Origin of the sequence: Corynebacterium tuberculostearicum (assembly GCF_016894265.1) — a bacterium.
In the GTDB taxonomy this organism is placed as follows: Bacteria; Actinomycetota; Actinomycetes; order Mycobacteriales; family Mycobacteriaceae; genus Corynebacterium; species Corynebacterium tuberculostearicum_D.
This window is the reverse complement of the sequence record NZ_CP069791.1, coordinates 1,832,629-1,853,421: the sequence shown is the minus strand read 5'-3', so window position 1 is coordinate 1,853,421 and position 20,793 is coordinate 1,832,629. Positions and strand designations below refer to the sequence as shown.

Annotated in this window: 20 protein-coding genes; 14 read left to right on the top strand and 6 right to left on the bottom strand. The window is 58.7% G+C overall.

Going from position 1 to position 20,793, the window contains the following annotated elements:
* The first annotated feature begins 41 nt into the window (after positions 1 to 41).
* The 3 genes from leuC to I6J28_RS08850 all read left to right on the top strand — a co-directional run bounded on the left by leuC (position 42) and on the right by I6J28_RS08850 (position 3,188).
* Complete coding sequence (gene leuC / locus I6J28_RS08860) at positions 42 to 1,463, top strand: 3-isopropylmalate dehydratase large subunit (protein ID WP_204609279.1); 1,422 nt, start codon at positions 42 to 44, stop codon at positions 1,461 to 1,463.
* Positions 1,464 to 1,484: 21 nt separating this feature from the next.
* A complete protein-coding gene (leuD, locus tag I6J28_RS08855) occupies positions 1,485 to 2,075 on the top strand; it encodes a 3-isopropylmalate dehydratase small subunit (RefSeq protein ID WP_204609277.1) in 591 nt (196 codons plus the stop codon).
* 201 nt (positions 2,076 to 2,276) lie between these two features.
* Positions 2,277 to 3,188 (top strand): hypothetical protein, encoded by a 912-nt coding sequence (locus I6J28_RS08850; protein WP_204609274.1) that lies wholly within the window; start codon positions 2,277 to 2,279, stop codon positions 3,186 to 3,188.
* A gap of 102 nt (positions 3,189 to 3,290) precedes the next feature.
* On the opposite strand, the gene I6J28_RS08845 is transcribed toward I6J28_RS08850, so the two are convergent.
* Positions 3,291 to 4,289, bottom strand: coding sequence for an NUDIX hydrolase (locus tag I6J28_RS08845; RefSeq protein ID WP_005323301.1), 999 nt, complete (start codon positions 4,287 to 4,289; stop codon positions 3,291 to 3,293).
* A 161-nt stretch (positions 4,290 to 4,450) separates the two neighbouring features.
* On the opposite strand from I6J28_RS08845, the gene I6J28_RS08840 reads away from it, so the two are divergent.
* Both I6J28_RS08840 and I6J28_RS08835 read left to right on the top strand, forming a co-directional pair.
* Positions 4,451 to 5,449, top strand: a complete 999-nt coding sequence (locus I6J28_RS08840) for an NAD(P)H-dependent glycerol-3-phosphate dehydrogenase (protein ID WP_204609271.1) — start codon at positions 4,451 to 4,453, stop codon at positions 5,447 to 5,449.
* 22 nt (positions 5,450 to 5,471) lie between these two features.
* Positions 5,472 to 6,533, top strand: coding sequence for a D-alanine--D-alanine ligase family protein (locus I6J28_RS08835; protein ID WP_204609269.1), 1,062 nt, complete (start codon positions 5,472 to 5,474; stop codon positions 6,531 to 6,533).
* A gap of 13 nt (positions 6,534 to 6,546) precedes the next feature.
* Here the strand turns inward: I6J28_RS08835 and I6J28_RS08830 are convergent, their stop codons facing one another.
* Complete coding sequence (locus tag I6J28_RS08830) at positions 6,547 to 7,446, bottom strand: DUF3515 domain-containing protein (protein WP_204609267.1); 900 nt, start codon at positions 7,444 to 7,446, stop codon at positions 6,547 to 6,549.
* Here I6J28_RS08830 and I6J28_RS08825 point away from each other — a divergent pair.
* From I6J28_RS08825 to I6J28_RS08790, 8 genes are read left to right on the top strand one after another with little or no spacing between them, the layout of a single operon-like run.
* Positions 7,394 to 8,431: a thiamine-phosphate kinase gene (locus I6J28_RS08825; RefSeq protein ID WP_204609265.1), complete on the top strand. Its 1,038-nt coding sequence runs from the start codon at positions 7,394 to 7,396 to the stop codon at positions 8,429 to 8,431. The genes I6J28_RS08830 and I6J28_RS08825 overlap by 53 nt on opposite strands.
* A 2-nt stretch (positions 8,432 to 8,433) precedes the next feature.
* A complete protein-coding gene (locus tag I6J28_RS08820; RefSeq protein WP_204609263.1) occupies positions 8,434 to 9,072 on the top strand; it encodes a uracil-DNA glycosylase in 639 nt (212 codons plus the stop codon).
* Positions 9,073 to 9,082: 10 nt separating this feature from the next.
* On the top strand, positions 9,083 to 10,426 hold the full coding sequence (locus tag I6J28_RS08815) for a DAK2 domain-containing protein (protein WP_204609261.1): 1,344 nt from the start codon (positions 9,083 to 9,085) through the stop codon (positions 10,424 to 10,426).
* A 2-nt stretch (positions 10,427 to 10,428) separates the two neighbouring features.
* Positions 10,429 to 12,561 (top strand): ATP-dependent DNA helicase RecG, encoded by a 2,133-nt coding sequence (locus I6J28_RS08810; protein WP_204609259.1) that lies wholly within the window; start codon positions 10,429 to 10,431, stop codon positions 12,559 to 12,561.
* A 19-nt stretch (positions 12,562 to 12,580) separates the two neighbouring features.
* Positions 12,581 to 12,793, top strand: a complete 213-nt coding sequence (locus tag I6J28_RS08805) for a biotin/lipoyl-containing protein (protein ID WP_005327804.1) — start codon at positions 12,581 to 12,583, stop codon at positions 12,791 to 12,793.
* Positions 12,794 to 13,375, top strand: coding sequence for a 16S rRNA (guanine(966)-N(2))-methyltransferase RsmD (rsmD, locus tag I6J28_RS08800; RefSeq protein ID WP_204609257.1), 582 nt, complete (start codon positions 12,794 to 12,796; stop codon positions 13,373 to 13,375).
* Positions 13,376 to 13,401: 26 nt separating this feature from the next.
* Positions 13,402 to 13,875, top strand: coding sequence for a pantetheine-phosphate adenylyltransferase (gene coaD / locus I6J28_RS08795; RefSeq protein WP_204609255.1), 474 nt, complete (start codon positions 13,402 to 13,404; stop codon positions 13,873 to 13,875).
* On the top strand, positions 13,872 to 14,615 hold the full coding sequence (locus tag I6J28_RS08790; protein WP_005327809.1) for a sulfite exporter TauE/SafE family protein: 744 nt from the start codon (positions 13,872 to 13,874) through the stop codon (positions 14,613 to 14,615). Before coaD ends, I6J28_RS08790 begins: the two co-directional genes overlap by 4 nt.
* A gap of 84 nt (positions 14,616 to 14,699) precedes the next feature.
* Here I6J28_RS08790 and I6J28_RS08785 read toward each other — a convergent pair whose 3' ends face one another.
* The 4 genes from I6J28_RS08785 to I6J28_RS08770 are packed head-to-tail and all read right to left on the bottom strand — an operon-like array spanning position 14,700 to position 18,133.
* Complete coding sequence (locus I6J28_RS08785) at positions 14,700 to 15,464, bottom strand: amino acid ABC transporter ATP-binding protein (RefSeq protein WP_005323289.1); 765 nt, start codon at positions 15,462 to 15,464, stop codon at positions 14,700 to 14,702.
* On the bottom strand, positions 15,464 to 16,417 hold the full coding sequence (locus tag I6J28_RS08780) for an amino acid ABC transporter permease (RefSeq protein ID WP_204609253.1): 954 nt from the start codon (positions 16,415 to 16,417) through the stop codon (positions 15,464 to 15,466). Before I6J28_RS08780 ends, I6J28_RS08785 begins: the two co-directional genes overlap by 1 nt.
* Positions 16,410 to 17,297 (bottom strand): ABC transporter substrate-binding protein, encoded by an 888-nt coding sequence (locus tag I6J28_RS08775; RefSeq protein WP_204609251.1) that lies wholly within the window; start codon positions 17,295 to 17,297, stop codon positions 16,410 to 16,412. The genes I6J28_RS08780 and I6J28_RS08775 overlap by 8 nt, the downstream gene beginning before the upstream one ends.
* Positions 17,297 to 18,133: a DUF368 domain-containing protein gene (locus I6J28_RS08770; RefSeq protein ID WP_204609249.1), complete on the bottom strand. Its 837-nt coding sequence runs from the start codon at positions 18,131 to 18,133 to the stop codon at positions 17,297 to 17,299. Before I6J28_RS08770 ends, I6J28_RS08775 begins: the two co-directional genes overlap by 1 nt.
* A 425-nt stretch (positions 18,134 to 18,558) precedes the next feature.
* Here I6J28_RS08770 and I6J28_RS08765 point away from each other — a divergent pair, with 425 nt between their 5' ends.
* Complete coding sequence (locus tag I6J28_RS08765; protein ID WP_204609247.1) at positions 18,559 to 20,742, top strand: LamG-like jellyroll fold domain-containing protein; 2,184 nt, start codon at positions 18,559 to 18,561, stop codon at positions 20,740 to 20,742.
* The last annotated feature ends 51 nt before the right edge of the window (positions 20,743 to 20,793 follow it).

The window sequence follows — 20,793 nt, the reverse complement described above, 5'->3', positions numbered from 1 at the left end:
TACGTCCCAACTTATGAGATTTCAAGTGTGGAGAGATGTTTATGAACCAGAAGCTGACATTGGCAGAAAAAGTGTGGCGCGATCACGTCGTCCAACACGGCGATGCTGGGGCGCCAGACCTTATCTTTATTGACTTTCAGCTACTACATGAAGTTACCAGTCCGCAGGCATTTGATAGCTTGCGGCTGGCCGGGCGCACGTTGCGCCACCCTGAGCTGCACTTGGCCACCGAGGACCATAACGTTCCCACGCAAGGCATCAAGTCCGGCAACCTCTTGGAAATCAAGGATGAGGTTTCACGCACCCAGGTATCGACCCTGCGCACGAATTGCGAGGAATTTGGAGTGCGCTTGCACTCTATGGGTGATGCCCAGCAGGGCATTGTGCACACAGTTGGCCCGCAGCTGGGGATCACCCAGCCGGGCATGACAATCGTGTGTGGCGACTCGCATACCTCCACGCACGGCGCCTTTGGTTCTATCGCCATGGGTATTGGCACCTCTGAGGTAGAACACGTCATGGCTACGCAGACGCTTTCTTTAAAGCCATTCAAAACTATGGCTATCGAGGTGACTGGCGAGCTGCAAGAGGGGGTATCTGCCAAGGACCTCATTTTGGCCATTATCGCCAAAATCGGTACCGGTGGCGGGCAAGGCCACATCATTGAATATCGCGGTGAGGCCATTCGCAAGATGTCCATGGAAGCGCGCATGACCATCTGCAATATGTCTATTGAGGCAGGAGCCCGCGCCGGCATGGTTGCTCCCGACGAGACGACCTTCGAGTATGTCAAGGGCCGCGAGTTCGCTCCCACAGGAGCAGACTGGGATGCTGCGGTTGAGTATTGGAAGACGCTTCCCACCGATGAGGGTGCGGAATTCGATACGGTCGTGGAAATTGATGGCTCCTCGCTTACCCCATTCGTTACCTGGGGAACCAATCCTGGGCAGGGCCTCCCGCTAGGGGAGAAGGTCCCAGATCCGGAAGATTGTGGCGACGATAATGAAAAGGCCACTGTGGAAAAGGCCTTGCAGTATATGGACCTGCAGCCAGGTACTCCACTGCGCGATATCAAGATCGATACCGTATTCGTCGGTTCCTGTACCAATGCCCGCATTGAAGACCTGCGCGCTGCGGCCGACGTGGTCAAGGGGCGCACTATCGCAGCGGATACGCGGATGCTGGTGGTGCCGTCCTCCGCCGTGGTCAAAGCCCAAGCGGAGGAGGAGGGCCTCGACGAAGTCTTCCGACAGTTCGGCGCGGAGTGGCGTACCGCCGGCTGCTCGATGTGCTTGGGTATGAACCCAGATCAATTAGCTCCGGGCGAGCGATCCGCCTCCACCTCCAACCGCAACTTCGAGGGGCGACAAGGCCCTGGTGGGCGCACGCACCTTGTCTCCCCGCAGGTGGCTGCCGCGACTGCCGTGACCGGTTACCTGTCTAGCCCTGCAGACCTGGATTAAGCGCATAGAAAGGCATTGACAATGGAGAAGTTTATTACCCATACGGGAACGGGCGTGCCGCTGCGCGCTTCCAATGTGGATACTGATCAGATTATCCCCGCGCGCTACTTGAAGTCGGTCAAGCGTACCGGTTTTTCAGAAGGCCTATTTTCCAATTGGCGCTCCGATGACAACTTTGTGCTCAACCAGGCGCAATTCAAGGATGGCTCGGTGCTTTTCGCGGGCAGTGATTTTGGCACCGGTTCCTCCCGTGAGCACGCTGTGTGGGCACTGAGTGAATACGGCTTCCGCGCGGTATTTTCTTCCCGCTTTGCAGATATTTTCCGCGGCAACGCTGGAAAGTCTGGACTGCTTACTGGATTGATGGAGCAAGAAGACATCGAGCTCATCTGGAAGCAGTTGGAAGCCGGGGAAACCCAGGTCACCGTGGACCTAGATGCTCGAACGGTCACGGTGGGAGAAAATACTTACCGCTTCGATATTGATGACTACACCCGTTGGCGGTTGATGGAGGGGTTGGATGATATCGGCATTACCCTCCGCAATGAAGATGCAATCGCTGCGTACGAATCGCGCCGCCCCAGCTTCAAGCCCGCTGTTCACGCTCAATAGCAGAAGAATCGATGGCGATCGGCGGGCCAGCAGCGTACCTACAGTCCTAAGAGGCGAAAGGTCTGTAGGGGTGCCGTGCGTTCATACGTGAACCTCAAGCTTTCGCCTTGGGGTAGAGGTGGGGGTACAACTCGGTAACGTATAGGTAACAATTGCTTGCTCCAGTTTCCCGCAACAAAGTATCCCCCTAGCTTTAGATTTATGAGCAATCCCTATTCGAATAATGATTCCTTCAATTCAGGAAACAATGGTGCCGAGCACCCTGGAGCCGGCAATGAGTCTGCATCTTATGGACACGATGCGAATGGTCAGCCTGGCTACGGCCAACAGCACTATGGCCAACAGCAGTTTGGCCAGCAACAGTATGGACAGCAGCAAAACGGCCAGCCCGGATACGCCGGAAGCCCGTATCCGGGAGACGATTCCCTGTTTGGCCAAGATGTAGATGCTATTCAGGTCATCGGCGATAGCTTCCGGTATTTTGGTCGCAATTGGGCACAATGGATTTTTGGCCCACTGATCCAGGGCGTAGTGATGTTTATCCTCTACTTGCTATTGATTGCGGTCCTAGCGGGCAGCGGATCATCCATTGATGCCCTAGCCAACAGTAGCTCGGGGTCTGATGCTGCGCTTACTGGCGGGTTGGTCGCAGTGATGGTTCTTGTCTTTATTGCGATGTTCCTCGTGATGATTTGGGCATATAGCACCTGGTACCAGGCCGCCAATAAGCAGGTGGATACCGGCACGCTGCAGATAACGGACTTCCTCAGCTTAAAGAATATCGCCGGACTCATGGCGGTCTATTTTCTGTCGTTCGTGGTTGTCCTTCTGGGCTTTTTCCTCCTGATTATCCCGGGCCTCTTTGCTGCCTTCTTCTTCACGTGGATGCCGGCCGTCAAGGCTGCACGCCCTGAGCTATCCGTGGGCGAAACCTTTGGTGCATCCATCGAGGTGGCAAAGAAGAATGTTGGAGTTACCATCTTGGTGCTCGTGCTCATTGCCGTCCTGTACGCCGTGCTGAGCTTTACTATCGTCGGCATCATTTTGTTCCCGGCGCTGAATACGCTCATTACGGTCCTCTTTGTCCGCCGCACCCTTGGACTGCGCGGCTAGAAAGCTGCGTAGTCGCACAATAGGAGTGCACAGAAGGCCCTGCCGGTCCACCGAATCAGGTGGCAGACAGGACCTTAGCCGTAAAACGGGAAAGGTGAAAAGCTAGCGCACGGGCAGTGGGCTGGCCAGGTAATCGGCACCGGTGAGCTCGCCGTTGTTAAAGGACAAGACCCATACAGAGGCTTTCTTAAACTTCAGCTTGTCCACGGGCTTCTTGAGGAACTTTGGTGCGAGGTCCTCAATGATGCCAGGAATGGTGGCGCCTTGGCTTACGATGACGGGAACGCCGCCTTCGTTAACCACGCGGCGGAAAGCTTTCTTGGCTGCTTCTGGGTCGTTCTCCCAGGCCTCGTCGCCAAAGTTTTTGTTGATGGAAATGTCCTTGCCCAGTTCGTCGGCAAGCGGGGCAGCCGTCTGCTGGCAGCGCTGGGGCAGGGCAGAGTAAATGGCGGTGGGCTGGAAGGCACTCAGCATCGGCACCAGCATCTCTGCTTGGCGGCGGCCCTTTTTATCCAGTGGTCGCAGGTTGTCATCGCCTTGCCAGCTACCGCTTTCATGCGCGCGTGCGTGGCGCACATAGAGCACGCGGGTAGCGGGCGCGATGCGCAGGCGCTTGGCCGCCTTGGCCACTACCGCGGTATCAACGTCGTAGGACAGGAGGTCCTGTGCCTCGTCGATGGGCAGCCACCGCAGCTCATCGGTTTCACTATTGGCGGAATAGGTTCCGCCCAGGTACTTGGCCACCCAGTAGTAGACCACCTTTGTGCGGCCCTGGACTGGGTACGTTACCTTGCCGATGAGCTTGCCTAGACGCACGCTAAAGCCGGTTTCCTCCAGGATTTCCCGGGCCGCGGTCGTGGGCAGGGACTCGCCGGGATCGACCTTGCCCTTGGGCAGGGACCAATCATCGTAATGGGGGCGGTGGATGAGCGCGATTTCCGGGTCCTGCGGGGACCCACGCCAGATTACGGCGCCGGCGGCAAGGGTGGTGCGGTGGAATTCCTTGGCGGGGTCCACCGGGATTTCCTGATGGCGGCCGGAAATAAACTCCTCGTGCTGCTGATCCTTGTCGGTTTCGTGCATCTTTTTAATATTGGGCATCGTCTGCCTCCACGGGGCCTTTCCACAGAAATTGGGTGTTTGAAAACAACGTCTAAGCGCCCATTGTCCCACGGGTAAGGCGCGTTGTGCATCCTCGCCCCACGGGGGACGGGCATGCTTTAAGGTTGGGGTTATAGATTTGCACGTTTGGAGGAGACACCATGGTTAATGTTGCCGTGATGGGTGCTGGTTCTTGGGGCACTACTTTGGCCAAGGTCTTTGCGGACGCAGGAAATGACGTTCGCCTATGGGCGCGCCGCGCGGAATTGGCGCAGGCCATCAACGAGACCCACACCAATCCGGACTATTTGCCGGATACCCGGCTGCCGGCCGCGGTGCGGGCCACCCATGATGATGCGGAAGCATTGGCGCTTGCCGACGTCGTCGTGTTCGGCGTTCCCTCCCAAACCTTGCGCGCCAACGTGGAAAAGTGGGCGCCGCACCTGTCAGAGGACGCGACCCTGGTGTCTATTTCTAAAGGCGTAGAGACTGCCACGCTCAAGCGCATGAGCGAGGTCATTATGGATGCAGCGGGCGTGCCAGCAGACCGCGTGGCGGTACTTTCTGGCCCGAACTTGGCCAAGGAGATTGCTGCCGGCCAAGTGGCCGCCACTGTAATTGCCTGCCCTGACGAAGAACGCGCTCAGCGCGTGCAAGCCGCGGTCGCCGCGCCGTACCTGCGGCCCTACACCAATACCGATGTTATAGGCGCGGAAATCGGCGGCGCCTGCAAAAACGTCATCGCCTTGGCCTGTGGTATCGCCTCCGGCAAGGGGCTGGGCAATAACACCATGGCCACCATCATCACCCGCGGTCTGGCGGAAATTACTCGCCTAGGCGTGGAGCTGGGGGCGGATCCATTTACCTTTTCTGGCCTCGCAGGCATGGGCGACTTGGTGGCAACGTGCACCTCGACACTGTCGCGCAACCGCACCTTTGGCTACCGCCTGGGACAAGGCGGCACGATTGAAGAGGCCAAGGCCGCAACCAATGGCCAGGTCGCGGAGGGCGTCTACTCCTGTGACTCCATCTATCGCCTCGCCCAGCAGGCCGGGGTAGAGATGCCTATCACGCACGCGGTTTATGGCGTCTGCTACGAGGGCATGGCGGTGGAAGATATGATCATCGCTTTGATGGGTCGGTCTAAGAAGTCGGAGTAGGTCGAGGGTAAAATCTGCGGGCATGACTGAAAAGACCCGCGTGGCCGTTATCTATGGCGGCCGTAGCACCGAGCACTCCGTCTCCTGCGTATCCGCAGGCGCGATCATGAACCACCTCGATCCAGAGAAATTCGAGGTGGTGCCCATCGGCATTACCCGTGAGGGCACGTGGACGCCCGGCACCACTGAGGGCTTAGAAATTGTCGATGGTGTCATGCCGGAGGTTAGCGCAGGGGCGGAGCTGACCCTTTCTCTTGATCCCAATGCCAGGGGACAATTCCATAACGTCACCGACGGCACGCTCTTCGCAGAGGTCGACGTGGTATTTCCCATTCTGCACGGACCCTTTGGTGAGGACGGCACTGTACAAGGCCTCTTTGAGCTTTCCGGCCTGCCCTATGTAGGCCCAGGGGTCTTGGCGTCCTCGGTGGGCATGGATAAGGAATTTACCAAGAAGGTGCTGGCAGCAGCAGACCTCCCAGTAGCGCCTGAGGTCATCCTCAAAGGCCGCACCGAGCTAAGCGAAGACGAAAAGCAGCGACTAGGCCTGCCCGTCTTTGTTAAACCCGCACGCGGTGGATCCTCCATTGGCGTATCCAAGGTCTCTACCTGGGAGGAATTCCCCGCAGCCGTCGCCCTGGCGCTAGAGGATGACGAGAAAATCCTGGTGGAGCCGGAAATCGTTGGCCAAGAGGTAGAAATCGGCGTACTTCACTATGCCGATGGCACCTTGCTGGCCTCCGTCCCGGCGCTGCTCGCCGGTATCGATGATTCCGACGAGGGCTTTTATGGCTTCGACACCAAGTACCTCGACAATGTGGTCACCGCCGAAATCCCCGCACCTTTCGCGCCCGAGTTGACCGAGAAGCTACGCGACATGGCAATCCGCGCCTTCGAGGCCCTCAATTGCGAGGGTCTGTCCCGAGTCGACTTCTTCGTCACCGAGGACTCCGTGTACATCAACGAGATCAATACCCTGCCGGGCTTTACCCCGATCTCCATGTACCCGCAGGTGCTCGCGGCCTCGGGCGTCGAGTACCCAGCGCTGCTCGAGGCGCTTATCGAGCAGGCCCTAGCCAAGTAGGCCCAAGCGTGGCCTACTTTTCGGTCGTGTGCTCTGCGAGCACGTCGCCGATTTCCACCAGTGCCGCCTGCGCGGCATCTTGTGGGGCGTGTAGCGCAAGGTAGTCCTCGCGGCCGAGGGCAAACCACGTGCCTGCGGTCGTGCCATGGGCCAAGGTGGTGTCCTCGAACCACGGAATATCGTTAACCTGCTGGAGCTTGACTCCGGCGCGATAGTTCTCCGGCTTGGCTACGCCGCATCGCGCCACGATGTCTTCGCGGCCATCGGCGCTCCATACATAGGTATTCTTTTCCTCAACCTCGCGGCGGCGGTAGCCCTCAGCTACTTCATCCGGAAGTGCCTTTTCTACTTCTGCGCACATCTGGTCATCACCCGCCTTGAGAGCCTTGAGTGGCGCCTTGTGCGCGGTGGCTGGCTTTTCTTCGAGGGACGAGAGGGCGTCGTTAAGCTCGCCCGGCTCTGCGTCAGTGGAGGCAGTGACCGCGACAATGGGGAAGCGCTGCGGTGCATACCAGGTGGTGAGGTTGGAGCCAGGGGTGGCATCGCGCACCTGGAACCACTGTTCGCCCTCTACGTCCTGGGTCTGGGAGTACTCGGTGTACTGGAAAGGCATATCCACGCCACAGCGCACGGTGACCTTATCGTCTGAGGTAGTGGCCCAGGCCGCGACGCCCGAAGGCACGGGCTCGGCAATATCGGCACGTGGCTTATCCATGACCTCATCCGGAAGGGCGTCGATAAAGCTGCGGCAGGCTTGCGAGTCTGCCTCCTTAGACTCCACGGGGGAGACCGCCACGGGTGCTTTGGCGACGTTATTGAATACGTATTTTGCGCCGAAGAGGACCGCCAGAACCATCACTATGGACAACCCAAGTGAAATGAAGATCGCGGTGCGGTTAAATTGGGATGTCATAAGGGCTCATAGTATCGAAAGGAAGCTGGTGAACTTAACTCAGACTCTCGCAGATGTGGGAGAACGCGCCGCCATCCGGGAAATTACCTCCGTGGCCTCCAGTGGGCTCAATGGAGACGATGCCGCGGTACTGCCCAGTGCGCCGCCGAATTCCCGCACCGTGGCAGCCACGGACTTGATGGTGGAGGGACGCCATTTCCTGCGCGAGTGGTCGACCCCGCGCGAGATTGGCAAGAAGGCCATCTTGCGCAATTTTGCCGATGTGGAAGCTATGGGTGCCCGCCCGGTTGCCGCCCTCCTTGCAATCGCCGCGCCAGGCGATACCCCGGTGCCCTTCGTGCGCGGCATTGCCGAGGGAATTGCGGAACATAGCTCCTTCTATAACGCCGAGTTGGTAGGCGGCGACCTCACTAAGTCTGATCTCTTGGTCATCAACATCACGGCCGTAGGCTTCCTCGGCGGCAGCCTTCCCGCCTTGACCTTGGACGGGGCGCGGGCCGGCCAGCAGGTGGTAGCGCACGGCAAGATCGGCCACTCGGCCGCCGGCTTGGCCTTGTTGGAGCGCTTTGGACGGAACCTTCCTGCAGGGTATGAGTACCTGCAGCCGCTTATCGACGCCCACTGTGCCCCCTGGCTCAACCCCGGCCGCGGCGTCATTGCCCGCGCCGCAGGGGTCACCGCCATGACCGATAACTCAGACGGTTTGATTCAAGACTGCACGACAATGGCCGAGCATTCCTGCGTGCACATGGACTTGGATCCGCAGGCCTTGCAACCGGAAGAATTGCTGTGCCAAGCCGCGGATCTACTCGACTGCGACCCGTGGGAATGGGTACTCAGCGGCGGCGAAGACCACACCCTCATCGGCACGACCGCAAAGGAAGCGCCCTCGGGATTCCGAAAGATTGGCACCGTAACCCGCGGCTGCGGGGTTACGCTGGGTGGCACGACACCGAGCTATCAGAAAGGCTGGCTGAGCTTTTAACCATGCACCCCACCTACCATCCCTCTTGGGAGCCGGTGCTGGCGCCGGTTGTTGAAAAGCAATGGCCACAGATTTCTCACGCTCTTGAGGGACAGGACTACTTGCCCCCGGCCGAGGACGTCTGCCGCGCGTTGCAGATGCCGCTGGACGAGGTCCGAGTGCTCATCGTGGGCCAAGACCCTTATCCCACCCCAGGACACGCCATGGGCATGGCCTTCTCCACTCGCCCAGGTGTGAAACCGCCGCGTTCCTTGGTCAATATTTACCGCGAACTACACGATGATCTGGGTATCAACGGCCGGGAGGATGGTGACCTGAGCGCCTGGGCGGACCAGGGAGTGCTGCTGCTTAACAGAGTACTTACCGTAGCCCCAGGCCAAGCCGGTTCGCACCGCCGCATCGGCTGGGAAGAGATCACCGAGGCTGCCATTCGCGCGCTCAACCGCAGCCCCATGGTCGCGATTCTCTGGGGCCGGGATGCACAAGCGTGTGAGCGCTTTCTTCCCGACGTCCCCTGTATCAAGTCACCACACCCCTCACCGCTTTCGGCCAGCCGCGGTTTCTTTGGCTCGAAGCCCTTTTCCCGGGCAAACGCCCTTTTGCGGGACCAAGGCGCACAGGAAATAGACTGGCGCTTGTAAACTATTGCGCATGTCCTACCCCAGCACGCTGGATTCCCACGGAATGCGCAATTGGGCCACCCGCGCCGTGGGGGAATTAGCCCATCGTCGCGATGAGATCAACGCGCTCAATGTCTTTCCCGTACCAGATTCCGATACGGGCTCGAATATGGCGCACACTATGGAGGCAGCGGTTGCGGAGCTGGACAATGGCGGCGATGTCGCTGACTCCCTCGCGCTCGGGGCGGTGCGTGGTGCCCGTGGAAACTCGGGAATGGTGCTGTCGCAGGTCCTGCGCGGCGTGGCCGAGTCAACTGTGGACTCAGTTATCGACGGCGACGTCTTTGTCCGTTCCCTCAAGCAGGCCGTGGAGCTGGTGGACCGAGCTATCGCCGAGCCGGTGGAAGGCACAGTTATTACGGTTTTGAAGGCAGCATCCGAGTCCGCCGAAGACGCTGCAGCGCAATCAGGCGCAACCTTGCACAGTATTGTCAGCGCCGCAATCGCTGCCGCGGAAACGGCCCTCGAGCGCACTCCTTCGCAATTGCCAGCCCTGCGCGAGGCAGGAGTGGTGGATGCCGGCGGCGCTGGTCTCGTTATCCTCTTAGAGTCTCTCCTTGCTGAGATCGAAGGCTCGACTGGGCACACAGGCCTGCCCGAGGCGGAGCCCACCACTGAACTCGAAGTAGTCTTCTTTTTTGAGGGAGATATAGACGCGCTGCAGACAGCAATTGCCCCAATGGGTGACAGCCTTGTCATCGCTCGGGCCACCGAGGACAACGCTAATGTACATATCCACTCCCGGCAGGCCGGCAAAGTCGTTGAAACCGCCTTTGGTACAGGAAAGGTAACCAACCTGCACCTGGAGGTGTTGCCTCCTCACGCCGAAGCTGCCTCCGGAGAGCCGATTGCTCGTAGAGTGTTTGCCGCCGCACCAGCCGGGCCCATCAGCGATCTTCTGGCGTCTGCGGGGGTTAGCGTTGTGTCTCCGGATGATCCCATTGCGGCGGAACACGAGGACATCGTTCTTGCTACCGGCGTGAGTTCGCAGACCGCTGCTGGGCGTGTAGTGCCCGCGGAATCCCTGGCTGCAGCCTTAGCCGCGATCTCCGTCTATGAACCGGATAATCCGGATACTGGTGCCGTCGTCGCCGCCATGCGTGATGCTGCCAAGTCCATGCGGGTGGCTTACCCGAGCCAGGAAACCCCACAGTCAATCATTGCCACTTGCCGCGATCTTTTGGCAGAAGGCGGCGAGCAGGTCACAGTCTTAAGCGCCCTAGACCTGGACCAGGAGGACCTAGCTCAACAGCTCCGCGTGGACGTTATGGCACTGAAAGTACCGGATATCGCAACCGAAATCGGAGTGGAATAGCAATGCTCGGCTGGCAGGACAACCGCCCTTTGACAGAGGTGCTTGCGGCGAAAGACGCCGCGAAGATTACCAAAGCACTGGGGTATGAGACCTGCGGCGAGCTCTTAGCTCACTATCCGCGAGACTATATCCGCCACAACAAGGACGTCGGCCTAGGAGACGCTGCGGAGGGCGATATTGTCACGGTTACCGGAACCATTACCGGATTCACCCGCCATGACTCGGGCAAGACCACCATCATCAATGTGCAGCTCGATGGCAGCATCATTGCGACGTTCTTTAATGCCAATTACGTGATGCGGATGTTGCACCGCGGACAGCGCGTCATGATGAGCGGCAAGCTTAAGTTCTTTCGCAACCAGCCGCAGTTGCAGCAGCCGGACTTTGTAGAGATTGATGCTTTCGGCCGCCCCGATGGCGAACTGGATGATTACCGCCAGCCTGCAGCCGAATCTGGCAAGAAGCACCGCCCAAAGGCCACCGGCTCGCTGCGGAACCTGTCGCAGTTTGGCAGGCTCGACCAACTCCTCTTGGAACGCGAATGGATACCGGTGTACCCGGCGACGTCCAAGGTGACCTCGTGGTACATCATGGGCGCCATCCACTACGTCCTGTCCAAGACTCCGCCGATTGAGGAACCGCTGGATTATCAGATGATCATCAGCCTCGATAAGGCAGTGCGGGAAATCCATGAGCCTGGGGAAGCAGGCCCGTACCGTGCGATTCAGAGGCTGAAGTACGACGAGGCTTTGTCTATTGGCCTGGTGATGGCCTTGCGCCAGCGAGATGCCGAAGCCCGCACCGCTTCTACCATGCCGGCATCCTTAGGCGGCTATCGCGAAGAACTGCTGAGCCATCTGCCCTTTGATCTGACTGAAGGGCAGCGTCGGGTCATTAGCGAGATTGAAGACGATCTGGCTCGTCCTCTGCCCATGATGAGATTGCTGCAAGGCGAGGTCGGCTCGGGCAAAACCATGGTGGCTACCTGCGCAATGCTGCAGGCTGTAGACGCAGGAACGCAGGCCGCACTGTTGGCGCCTACGGAAGTGCTCGCCTCCCAACACGCTGCCTCCATTGGGACCTCGGTACCCGAAGGGGTCAAGGTGGTACTCCTGACCGGCTCCATGCGTACGGCGGACAAGCGGCAGGCTTTATTGGATATTGTTTCCGGCGAAGCAGACATCATCATTGGAACCCATGCGATTATCCAAGACACCGTGGAGTTCTTTAACTTGGGATTGGTCGTCGTAGATGAGCAACACCGGTTCGGTGTAGAGCAGCGCGATAGCCTGCGGTTAAAGGCACGTAAAGGCCTTAGCCCCCACGTGCTGGTGATGACAGCAACACCGATTCCGCGCACCATTGCGATGACCGTCTTTGGCGACCTCGCCGTATCAACGCTGACCGAGCTGCCCGGTGGTCGCAAACCTATTCAGTCAGCAGTGGTGGCCGAGTGGCGGCTGACCTGGGTGCTACGCGCACTCGAGCGCATACGCGAGGAGGTTGCCCACGGACATCAGGCCTATATCGTCTGCCCGCGCATTGAAGGCAAAGGCGGAGTGCTAGAGCTTGCACAGCAGTTAGAAAACGGTCCCTTCAAGGGACTGCGGGTCGCCATCTTGCATGGGAAGATGCCCAATAAAGACGAGGTAATGACGTCATTTGCCAGGGGAGAGATCGATATCCTGGTCTCTACCACGGTCATTGAGGTGGGCGTGGATGTTCCCAATGCCACGGTAATGCTCATTCGCGAGTCCGAGCATTTCGGCGTTTCCCAGCTACACCAGTTGCGTGGGCGTGTGGGACGAGGCGGTAATGCCTCCGTCTGCCTTTTGCATACGACGGCAGCCGATAACACTCCGTCCTTCCGTCGTATCACTCAGATCGCCCAAACGTCCTCGGGTTTTGAACTGGCCGAGCTTGATTTGCGCCAGCGGCAAGAGGGCGACATCTTGGGCACCATGCAGTCCGGAACGCACCGCACACTGCGGCTACTGAACTTGGCGGATGACCAAGACATTGTGGAGCGCACCCACACGGATGCGCGCGCCATGGTGTTGCGCAATCCCGAATTGGCTGAGAAACTCACGCGCAATTTGAGCGAAAGCGAACAGGAATACTTGGAGAAGAACTAAGACGGGTTAACCTAGAAGCATGAAAATTTACGCCCCCTTCGCGGGCATCGTCCGCTGCCATGTGAATGTGGGAGACACTGTTGATACCGGAGTACCGCTTGCGACCGTTGAAGCCACGAAGCTTGAGGCTCCCGTAGAAAGTCCGGGACCAGGAAAGGTCCACCGTATCGTGGTCTCTGACTTTAGTGATGTGGTGGGCGGAGACCTTTTGATGGAGATTGGAGAAGCATAAATGACGCGCATTATTGCCGGCGAAGCCCGCGGCCGCACCATCAAAGTGCCCGCAGAAGGAACTCGGCCTACCGCAGATCGCGCCCGCGAAGGGCTGTTTTCATCCCTCACTGCACGGTGGGGCTTTGCTGGATCTTCAGTGCTCGATCTTTTTGCTGGCTCTGGTGCCCTGGGCCTAGAGGCGGCGAGCCGTGGAGCAGATGAAGCAGTACTGGTGGAATCTTCGGCCGATGCGGTGAAAATCATCCGGCACAACATGGGCGTCGTCAAGCATCCCGGCGTGCGCGTGCAAGAGATGAAGGTAGGCACCTACCTGGCTAGTGCCCCGCGCAAACACTTTGACCTGGTGCTGGCGGACCCGCCGTACGCATTCGACGAGGTGGATGAACTCATTGCTGCCATCGAACCGGTGCTTACCGACCGCGCAATGGTAGTAATTGAGCGCCACGTCGATTCCGCGGATACTGTGTGGCCTGCTGGTTTTGAGCCCACCGGCCAGAAGCTGAAGAAGCGCACCTTTGGCATCGCCCGCATGGATATGGCGGTTTATACCCGCCCCGGCAGCGAGGACGCCGAAGGCTAAACCCCTGAACAGAAAGCGAAAGTAGCATGACTAAGGCCGTCTGCCCTGGATCCTTCGACCCCGTTACCTTAGGTCACGTCGATATCATCAACCGCGCTAACCAAATGTTTGATGAGGTTACCGTGTTGGTAACCGGTAACCCTGACAAGCCTTCTGGGCTTTTTAGCGTGGAGGAGCGCATGGAACTTATCCGCCAGAGCGTGGATTCTTCCATCAAGGTGGATTATTGCTCCGGGCTTTTGGTGGATTACACCACGGAGCACGGGGCAGACGTCCTGGTGAAGGGGTTGCGTAGCTCTCTGGATTATGAATATGAGCTGCCCATGGCGCAGATGAACCGGCGCCTTTCCGGAATCGATACCGTCTTCCTGCTCACGGACGAGAAGTACGGATATATTAGTTCCTCGCTGTGCAAGCAGGTAGCAAAGTTTGGCGGCGACGTAACGGGAATGTTCCCAGAGCCTGTCGGTCGTGCGGTAAAGGAGAAATACCGGCAGTGAGCCTCGCACTGGTTATTTTCCTCGTCGTTGTCGTTGGTTCGACGCTGCAACGGGTATCCGGAATGGGACTCGGTCTCATCGGCGGTCCCATCCTCATGCTCATTATGGGGCCGGTCGAAGGAATCCTCGTAATTAACGTCTTGGCCTGCATAAATGCGATTCTGACCACCTATTCCGTGCGTGAGAATGTGAGCTGGAAGAAGTTCGGTCTGATAGCACCAGTCATGGTGATTGGTTCCTTGGCCGCGGCGCTGCTCATTAGGCGCATGGACACGGCAGGGCTCATGATCGTGGTGGGCGCTGCGCTTCTGGCTGCATTAGCCGTAGTGACATTTGGAAAGAAGTTTGTCCCGCCGATGGAGGGCAAAGGCCCTGCCATCTCCGCCGGTATTCTCGGCGGCTTTACCAATACCTTGGCGGGCGTGGCCGGCCCGGTTATTACCGTCTACGCCCAGGCGGCAAAGTGGCCCCAAAATGTCTACGCAGCTACGCTGCAGCCGATTTTTGTCGTAGGCGGATTCTTTTCCGTGATGACCAAGACGCTTACTGGTGCGGCCCACTTTGATGGCCTGCCTTGGGTGATGTGGCCCGCCGGAGTCTTAGGTATGTTCGTCGGAATTTGGGCCGGCACCCGCATTGCTCGGCGTGTTCCACGAGAAAAGGCCCGCGTGCTCTCACTGAGCGTTGCCGGGTTGGGCGCGGCCAGCGCACTGATTCGGGGCATTTTGACGCTTTCGTAGGCGAGTGAGCCACGGCAAAGCCCGCCGGTCCTCTTTGCTGAAGAGGTGGCGGGCTGAAGGCACTTTGCGGAGTGTAGTGGGGGCTTACAGCAACGAAGCCAAAAAGTCCTTGGTGCGTGGTTGTTGCGGGTTATCCAAAACCTCAGCTGGGCTGCCGGACTCAATGACCACGCCGCCGTCCATGAAGAAGACCTTATCGGCTACCTCGCGCGCAAAACCCATCTCGTGGGTGACTACGAGCATGGTCATGCCTTCGGCTGCGAGGTCCTTCATAACGCGCAGCACTTCGCCGACGAGCTCGGGGTCGAGGGCGGACGTAGGTTCGTCGAAAAGCATAAGCTTAGGATCCATAGCCACCGCACGAGCGATGGCAACGCGCTGTTGCTGTCCGCCAGAGAGCTGCACCGGGTAGTTATTGGCCTTGGAAGCAAGTCCAACGTCCTCCAACAGCTCCATAGCGCGGGCGCGGGCGGTCTCTTCGGGAATCTTTTTCACCTGCACCGGTGCCTCGATGATGTTCTCAATCACCGTGCGGTGGGGGAAAAGGTTAAAAGACTGAAAGACCATTCCGATATCGGAGCGCTGTTCTGCGGCTTCCTTTTCGCTGATCTCATACAGGGTGCCGTTCTTTTCGCGGTAGCCAATCAGCTCGCCGTCGACGTAGAGGCGGCCCGCCGTCGCCTTATCAAGGTGGTTGACGCAGCGCAGGAAGGTGGACTTGCCGGAGCCCGAGGGGCCTAGTAGGCAGGCCACTTCGCCGGGCTGGACCTCAAGGTCAATGCCTTTGAGGACTTCGAGCTGTCCGAAGGACTTATGGACGTTCTGGGCGGAAATCATGGGAGTAGCCATTAGTTTTTAGCCTCCGAAATCACGGATACGTTGCGGGGGATGGTTCCTTCAGCGTCTGCCAGTGCCGCGAGTTGGCGGCCGGTGAGTTCGCGGGTTGCACCGCGCTCAAAGCGGCGCTCCAGGAAGTACTGTCCCACCATCAGCAGGGAAGTAACCACGAGGTACCAGGACGCTGCGACAAGGAGCAGCGGGATGGGCTGGAAGAGGGCAGCGGAAATATCCGTGGTGCGGCCGAAGATTTCCTCGGTATAAGGAATGGCCACCACGAGGGAAGAGGTCTTGAGCAAGGAAATGAATTCATTGCCCGTGGGCGGAATGATAATGCGCATGGCCTGCGGAAGGACGGTGCGGCGCATGGTCATCCACCAGGACATGCCCAGTGCCTTGGAAGCTTCCTTCTGCCCCTCGGGAACGGAGGTGATGCCCGAGCGCACAATCTCGGCCATATAGGCGGCCTCATTGAGGCCTAGGCCCATCACCGCAAGGAAGAAGGCGTTGGTGAGGATCGTCTGCAAAGACACCTCGGTAAAGCCCAAGTTGATGGATTGGTAGATGGCGGAGAGCAGGCCCCAGAACACCAGCTGCACATAGATCGGCGTGCCGCGGAAGACCCAGAGGAATATCCAGGAGACGCTGCGCAGCACCGGGTTCGGGGACATGCGCATAACCGCAAGTATGGCACCACCGACAACGCCGATGATCATGGACAAAATGGTGATGGCGATGGTGTGGAGGGAGGCAAGTGCAATGCGCTTATCAAAGAGGTACTGGAAGTAGGTGTCCCAGCTAAAGGCCTCGTTGCGGGCGGAGGCGATGATGAACCACACGCCGAGCACGATGAGCAGGCCGGCGAATACCCAGCGCCACGGGTGGCGTAGAGGTCGCGCCTCGATCTTGGCGGGCTTTTCCTTAGGCTCTGCCGTAGCTGGCGTCGCCGTATTTTCATTAACCATTGATCGGCCTTTCATTAATCATTGCCTGGTCTATTAAGCCATCCTCGATGCCCCAGCGGGACAAAATTTCTGCATACTCACCGGTTTCGATGAGGTGTTGCAGTGCCGCGGCAGAGGCCTTGCCCAAATCGGAATCCTTGGGTACGGCAAAGCCATAGGGCGATGCTTGGAACATATCGCCTACCTGCCGCATCTTTCCTTCGGAGCGATTCACAGCCCACGCCGTTACTGGGGAGTCTGCGGACAGGGCATCTGCGCGTCCCATAAGTACCGCCAGCGCGGCATTGTCACCGGTGTCATAAGACAAGACCGTGAGATCGCCGTTGCACGCATCCTTCTTGGGCCGCACATCGTCGGTTTCAGATACCGTGGTGCGCTGCACCGCAACGGTCAAGCCGCAAGGATTATCCGGGTCAACCTTCTTAGGTCCATCTACTCGCTCGGCCCACTGGATGCCAGCGTAGAGATGATCTACAAAGTCGAATTCATTGCGGCGCTCGGGGTTATCCGTGAATCCGGATGCGCCCATATCAATCTGGCCCGATTGCACGGCGGGCAGGATCATGGAGAAGTCCTGTTCCACGGGCTGGAAATCGAGTCCCAAGACGCCGGCAACGGCGTGCGCAAGATCGAGTTCAACGCCCTGGAGCGCCCCGTGGGAATCCTTAAGCTGAAATGGGGCATAGGGTGGGTTAGTTCCGGCAGTGAGGACGCCATCGTTGTCGTCATACATGGCGGCAATTTCCGGCACCATTGCGGAATGGGGTTCTTCCCAGCCGTCTGGAGTGGAATCTTCCTCGTTGGTGACGCAGGCGCCTAGGCTCAGCGTGGGGACGAGGACCGCGGCGATAGTTGCGTGGCGAGAAAACGAGCGCGGCATTATTTTTGCGCCGTCCTTTCATCTATAGCGCGGGCCTTCTTCATATCTACGAAGATGAAGGCGGAGACGATGAGTGCACCGAGGATGAACATGCCGATGATGATGCCGCTAGAGGCATCTTGGTCAGCTCCCCAGGGCCACAGTGCGCGCAGAGAACCGAGCATGAAGCCTGCCATAGCCATCAGCGTAGGGGCGCGGTGATGATCCAGCAGGAAGTTCAATATCTTGATAAACGCCGCAAGACCACACAGGGCACCTAACGCGAAGACGGCGATAGTGCCCAGGTCACGATCCGAAACGGCGCCAATGATTGGCTGGTAGAGGCCCATGGTCAGCAGGATGAGCGAGCCGGAGATGCCAGGCAGGATGAGTGCGCATACCGCGATGGCGGCGGCGAAGAAGACCACGATGAGGCTGGGGTTCTCGTGCGGTTCGGAGGTGAAGCCGGTGATAAAGAAGATGGCAATCGCAGCGATCACAAAGGCAATGATGGAAGAGGGGCGCAGCCTCTCCTGCTTAGAAAGCATGGATAGCGGTACAAAAATGGACACGGCAACCATGCCCAAAAAGAGCGCTCCGGAAGCCGATACGTGATTATCTACGAAGTTAGAAAGCACGGTGGACATTCCGAAGACGGCGATGAACATGCCGATCGCTACGGAGATGAGGAAGCTCCATTCCACCTTCTTGAAGCGGCCGGAGATGAGATCGTTGGCGTTGTGGACTGCGCGTTCATAAATGCCCACGATGAGCGCCACGGTGCCACCGGAGATGCCCGGTACGAGCTCGGCCATGCCGATGAGGGCGCCGCGGATAGCGTTCAAAATGTACTGCATAAAATAAAAATCTACCTGGGAGGGGACTGGTGCGGAGGGCGACTGGCCTAGCTAGGCAGCAGAAAAGTGCCGAAGCGGGAGGCTAGGCGAACCGCTGTGAATCGTAATGCATATCTTTCATTAGAGGGCGGTGATCTACCTACCGCGGTAGGGGAGGGTCTTCTTCCTAACCGTAGAGGTAAAACCGCATTCATGAATATTCTGTCAGTTTAATGCACCCCAATGCAACTATGCAGTTTGGGGCAGGTTATACGGAATCTCACACGAGAAGATGTCTCTTCCAGAGGCAACCATAAGTTTCCCAATATTCAGTCTCCTGTTTACGCGGGCTTCAACTAGCTGAAAGCTTCACGTCCTAGAATCCCTTGCGTATTCCCGCCATCTTCCCTGAGCAAGCATTCCTTTCCAGTCTTAAAGGACTCTCTATGAAAAATCGTTTCGTCCTGCCCGCGCTAACTGCAACCGCGGTGGTGGGAAACCTCGTTGTTGTACCGGCCGCAAGTGCTGCGGAGTTTGGGGCCGAGGGGGCGTCGCCAAGCGAGGGCTCTCGTTTCAGCATCGGCGTCTTACCGGATACCCAGTTCTATTCGCGCTATTCCACCCCGGAGACGGGCAACTTGGCCCAAGCTCGCTACGGAAGCGAACCCTACTTGGCCCAAACTCAATGGTTGGTAGACCACCAAGACGAGCTGAACATGGACTTCGTCACCCACCTGGGTGACGTTGTAGACCAGTGGAACGTGGAGGGTGAATGGCAGGTAGCCGATAAGGCCATGCAGGTCCTCGACGACTCGGATCTGAACTACTCCATCCTGCCCGGCAATCACGACATGGACGTCGAGGGTGCGGCGGCCCACCCGTATGACAAGTGGTTTAGCGCCGATCGCGCCAAGGCCGCAAACCCGGAGACCTTCCAAGAGCGCTACACTGCGGTCAATAATGACTCCGAGGCTCACATCTTTGAGGCTGAGGGTCAGAAGTACCTCAACCTTGCGCTGGGCTGGCGCGCCGATGAAAAAGCCATTGAGTGGGCGCAAGGCATCATCGATAAGCACCCCAACCTCCCCGTCATCGTCACGACGCACGAAGCCCTCAATATCGATGGCGAGGGCAACGTTTTCTATTCCGATGACTATGGCAAGGGCCTGTGGGATACGTTCATCAAGCGCAACGACCAGATTTTTCTGGTGATGGGCGGCCACCACCACGGTGCGGGCTACCGCGTGGATAAGAACGATGCCGGTCACGATGTCGTTTCCATCTTGCAGGACTATCAAATGGCTTACCAGGGCGGAAATGGTCTGCTGGGAGTGCTCGAGTTCGACCTTTCCGGCAAGCAGCTGGAGATGACCGCGCTCTCTCCGTGGGTGGCGCAGAAGCCGCACGAGGAGCTGACGCAATTCGATAAGCTCACCCTGGATGATCAGGGCGATAGCTACGCCATTCCGTTCGACTTTGAGCAGCGCTTTTCCTCCTTTTCCCCGGATTTCACCGTGGGCGAGGGCCACCAGCCGGACCTAGCGCAGCGTGCGCGCGACATCGCCGCGGAAGGCTATAGGCCCTACACCATCGCGGAGGATGAGCTGCCCAAGGGCGCGGATGACTTTGCCAAGAATGATCGCACGGTATTCCACTGGCGCCCGGGCCAGGCCCAAGACAAGGACGGCCATGCGCTTGCCGACGGCGCCCCTGCCGGCCGTGGCACCACCATCCCCGATATTGCCAGCGATTCCGGCAGTGACCTGCATCGCTCTGGCGCCATGCTAGGTGATCGGGTGACCTATAGCTCCGATCACCACCCGTTGTCTTCTGATGCCGGCTCGCTCTTCTGGTCCGACCCTGCCGGCAAGGTAGGCAATGCCGAGTTCCGCACCGACAAGGGCGCCGCGGCTAATAACGTGGATACCACCAAGGGGTACACCTTCGAATCCTTCGTCAAGATTCCAAAGAACTTCAATGGTGCCCAACATGGCTGGGGAAGCGCGCTTAGCCGCGACTCTGCCATCAATAAGTTGGTCGACGGCTCTGAGGACACGGATCCCACCGTCATGTTTGGTATCTCCAATCTCCGCGAGCTGCGCTGGTGGGCGGAGCCGAAGCAGGGAAGCGGTTCTACCGTATGGTCCCACGAGGTGCCCAAGGACGAGTGGATGCACATCGCCGTGGTCAATGATCCGGAGCGCGATAGCGTGGAGATGTTCATCAACGGCGCGCCTATCTTGCGCAATGCCGTAGGCGCCGAAGGCCTCCTCCCGCGGGACCTGCAGTGGGTCATGGGTGGCGGCTTTGATAACCAGCGCCCGCAGGATCCGTGGTACGGCTGGATCGGCGAGACCCGCCTGACCCAGGGTGTTCTGGGCAAGGACGAATGGCTAACCGCCCGTGCACACGATGACGGCGAACCGGTCGATACTACGCAGCCTGCCACGGGAAGCTCCGAGTTGAGCTCCAGGACGAGCTCGAAGCCCGCCATCTTGGGAGCAATCCTCGGCATCGCAGGCGTGGCCGGACTTATCGGTCTAGCACTACCGCAGCTGAAGGCCTCAATCCCGCAAATCAACGCGCTCCTGCGCAAGTACCACCTGCCAACCCTGCCTGAACTGGGTTAAAGCAAAGGCCTCGGTTTCCCTGACTTAGTGGAAACCGAGGCCTTATCTCGT

What these genes read in the sequence shown, in the direction of transcription:
- I6J28_RS08775 (WP_204609251.1), bottom strand. Translation starts at nt 17,297, where the DNA reads ATGCCGCGCTCGTTTTCTCGCCACGCAACTATCGCCGCGGTCCTCGTC.
- I6J28_RS08785 (WP_005323289.1), bottom strand. Translation starts at nt 15,464, where the DNA reads ATGGCTACTCCCATGATTTCCGCCCAGAACGTCCATAAGTCCTTCGGA.
- I6J28_RS08820 (WP_204609263.1), top strand. Translation starts at nt 8,434, where the DNA reads ATGCACCCCACCTACCATCCCTCTTGGGAGCCGGTGCTGGCGCCGGTT.
- rsmD (WP_204609257.1), top strand. Translation starts at nt 12,794, where the DNA reads ATGACGCGCATTATTGCCGGCGAAGCCCGCGGCCGCACCATCAAAGTG.
- I6J28_RS08805 (WP_005327804.1), top strand. Translation starts at nt 12,581, where the DNA reads ATGAAAATTTACGCCCCCTTCGCGGGCATCGTCCGCTGCCATGTGAAT.
- coaD (WP_204609255.1), top strand. Translation starts at nt 13,402, where the DNA reads ATGACTAAGGCCGTCTGCCCTGGATCCTTCGACCCCGTTACCTTAGGT.
- I6J28_RS08830 (WP_204609267.1), bottom strand. Translation starts at nt 7,446, where the DNA reads ATGACATCCCAATTTAACCGCACCGCGATCTTCATTTCACTTGGGTTG.
- I6J28_RS08825 (WP_204609265.1), top strand. Translation starts at nt 7,394, where the DNA reads ATGGACAACCCAAGTGAAATGAAGATCGCGGTGCGGTTAAATTGGGAT.
- leuD (WP_204609277.1), top strand. Translation starts at nt 1,485, where the DNA reads ATGGAGAAGTTTATTACCCATACGGGAACGGGCGTGCCGCTGCGCGCT.
- I6J28_RS08845 (WP_005323301.1), bottom strand. Translation starts at nt 4,289, where the DNA reads ATGCCCAATATTAAAAAGATGCACGAAACCGACAAGGATCAGCAGCAC.
- I6J28_RS08810 (WP_204609259.1), top strand. Translation starts at nt 10,429, where the DNA reads ATGCTCGGCTGGCAGGACAACCGCCCTTTGACAGAGGTGCTTGCGGCG.
- leuC (WP_204609279.1), top strand. Translation starts at nt 42, where the DNA reads ATGAACCAGAAGCTGACATTGGCAGAAAAAGTGTGGCGCGATCACGTC.
- I6J28_RS08840 (WP_204609271.1), top strand. Translation starts at nt 4,451, where the DNA reads ATGGTTAATGTTGCCGTGATGGGTGCTGGTTCTTGGGGCACTACTTTG.
- I6J28_RS08770 (WP_204609249.1), bottom strand. Translation starts at nt 18,133, where the DNA reads ATGCAGTACATTTTGAACGCTATCCGCGGCGCCCTCATCGGCATGGCC.
- I6J28_RS08765 (WP_204609247.1), top strand. Translation starts at nt 18,559, where the DNA reads ATGAAAAATCGTTTCGTCCTGCCCGCGCTAACTGCAACCGCGGTGGTG.
- I6J28_RS08815 (WP_204609261.1), top strand. Translation starts at nt 9,083, where the DNA reads ATGTCCTACCCCAGCACGCTGGATTCCCACGGAATGCGCAATTGGGCC.
- I6J28_RS08780 (WP_204609253.1), bottom strand. Translation starts at nt 16,417, where the DNA reads ATGGTTAATGAAAATACGGCGACGCCAGCTACGGCAGAGCCTAAGGAA.
- I6J28_RS08850 (WP_204609274.1), top strand. Translation starts at nt 2,277, where the DNA reads ATGAGCAATCCCTATTCGAATAATGATTCCTTCAATTCAGGAAACAAT.
- I6J28_RS08835 (WP_204609269.1), top strand. Translation starts at nt 5,472, where the DNA reads ATGACTGAAAAGACCCGCGTGGCCGTTATCTATGGCGGCCGTAGCACC.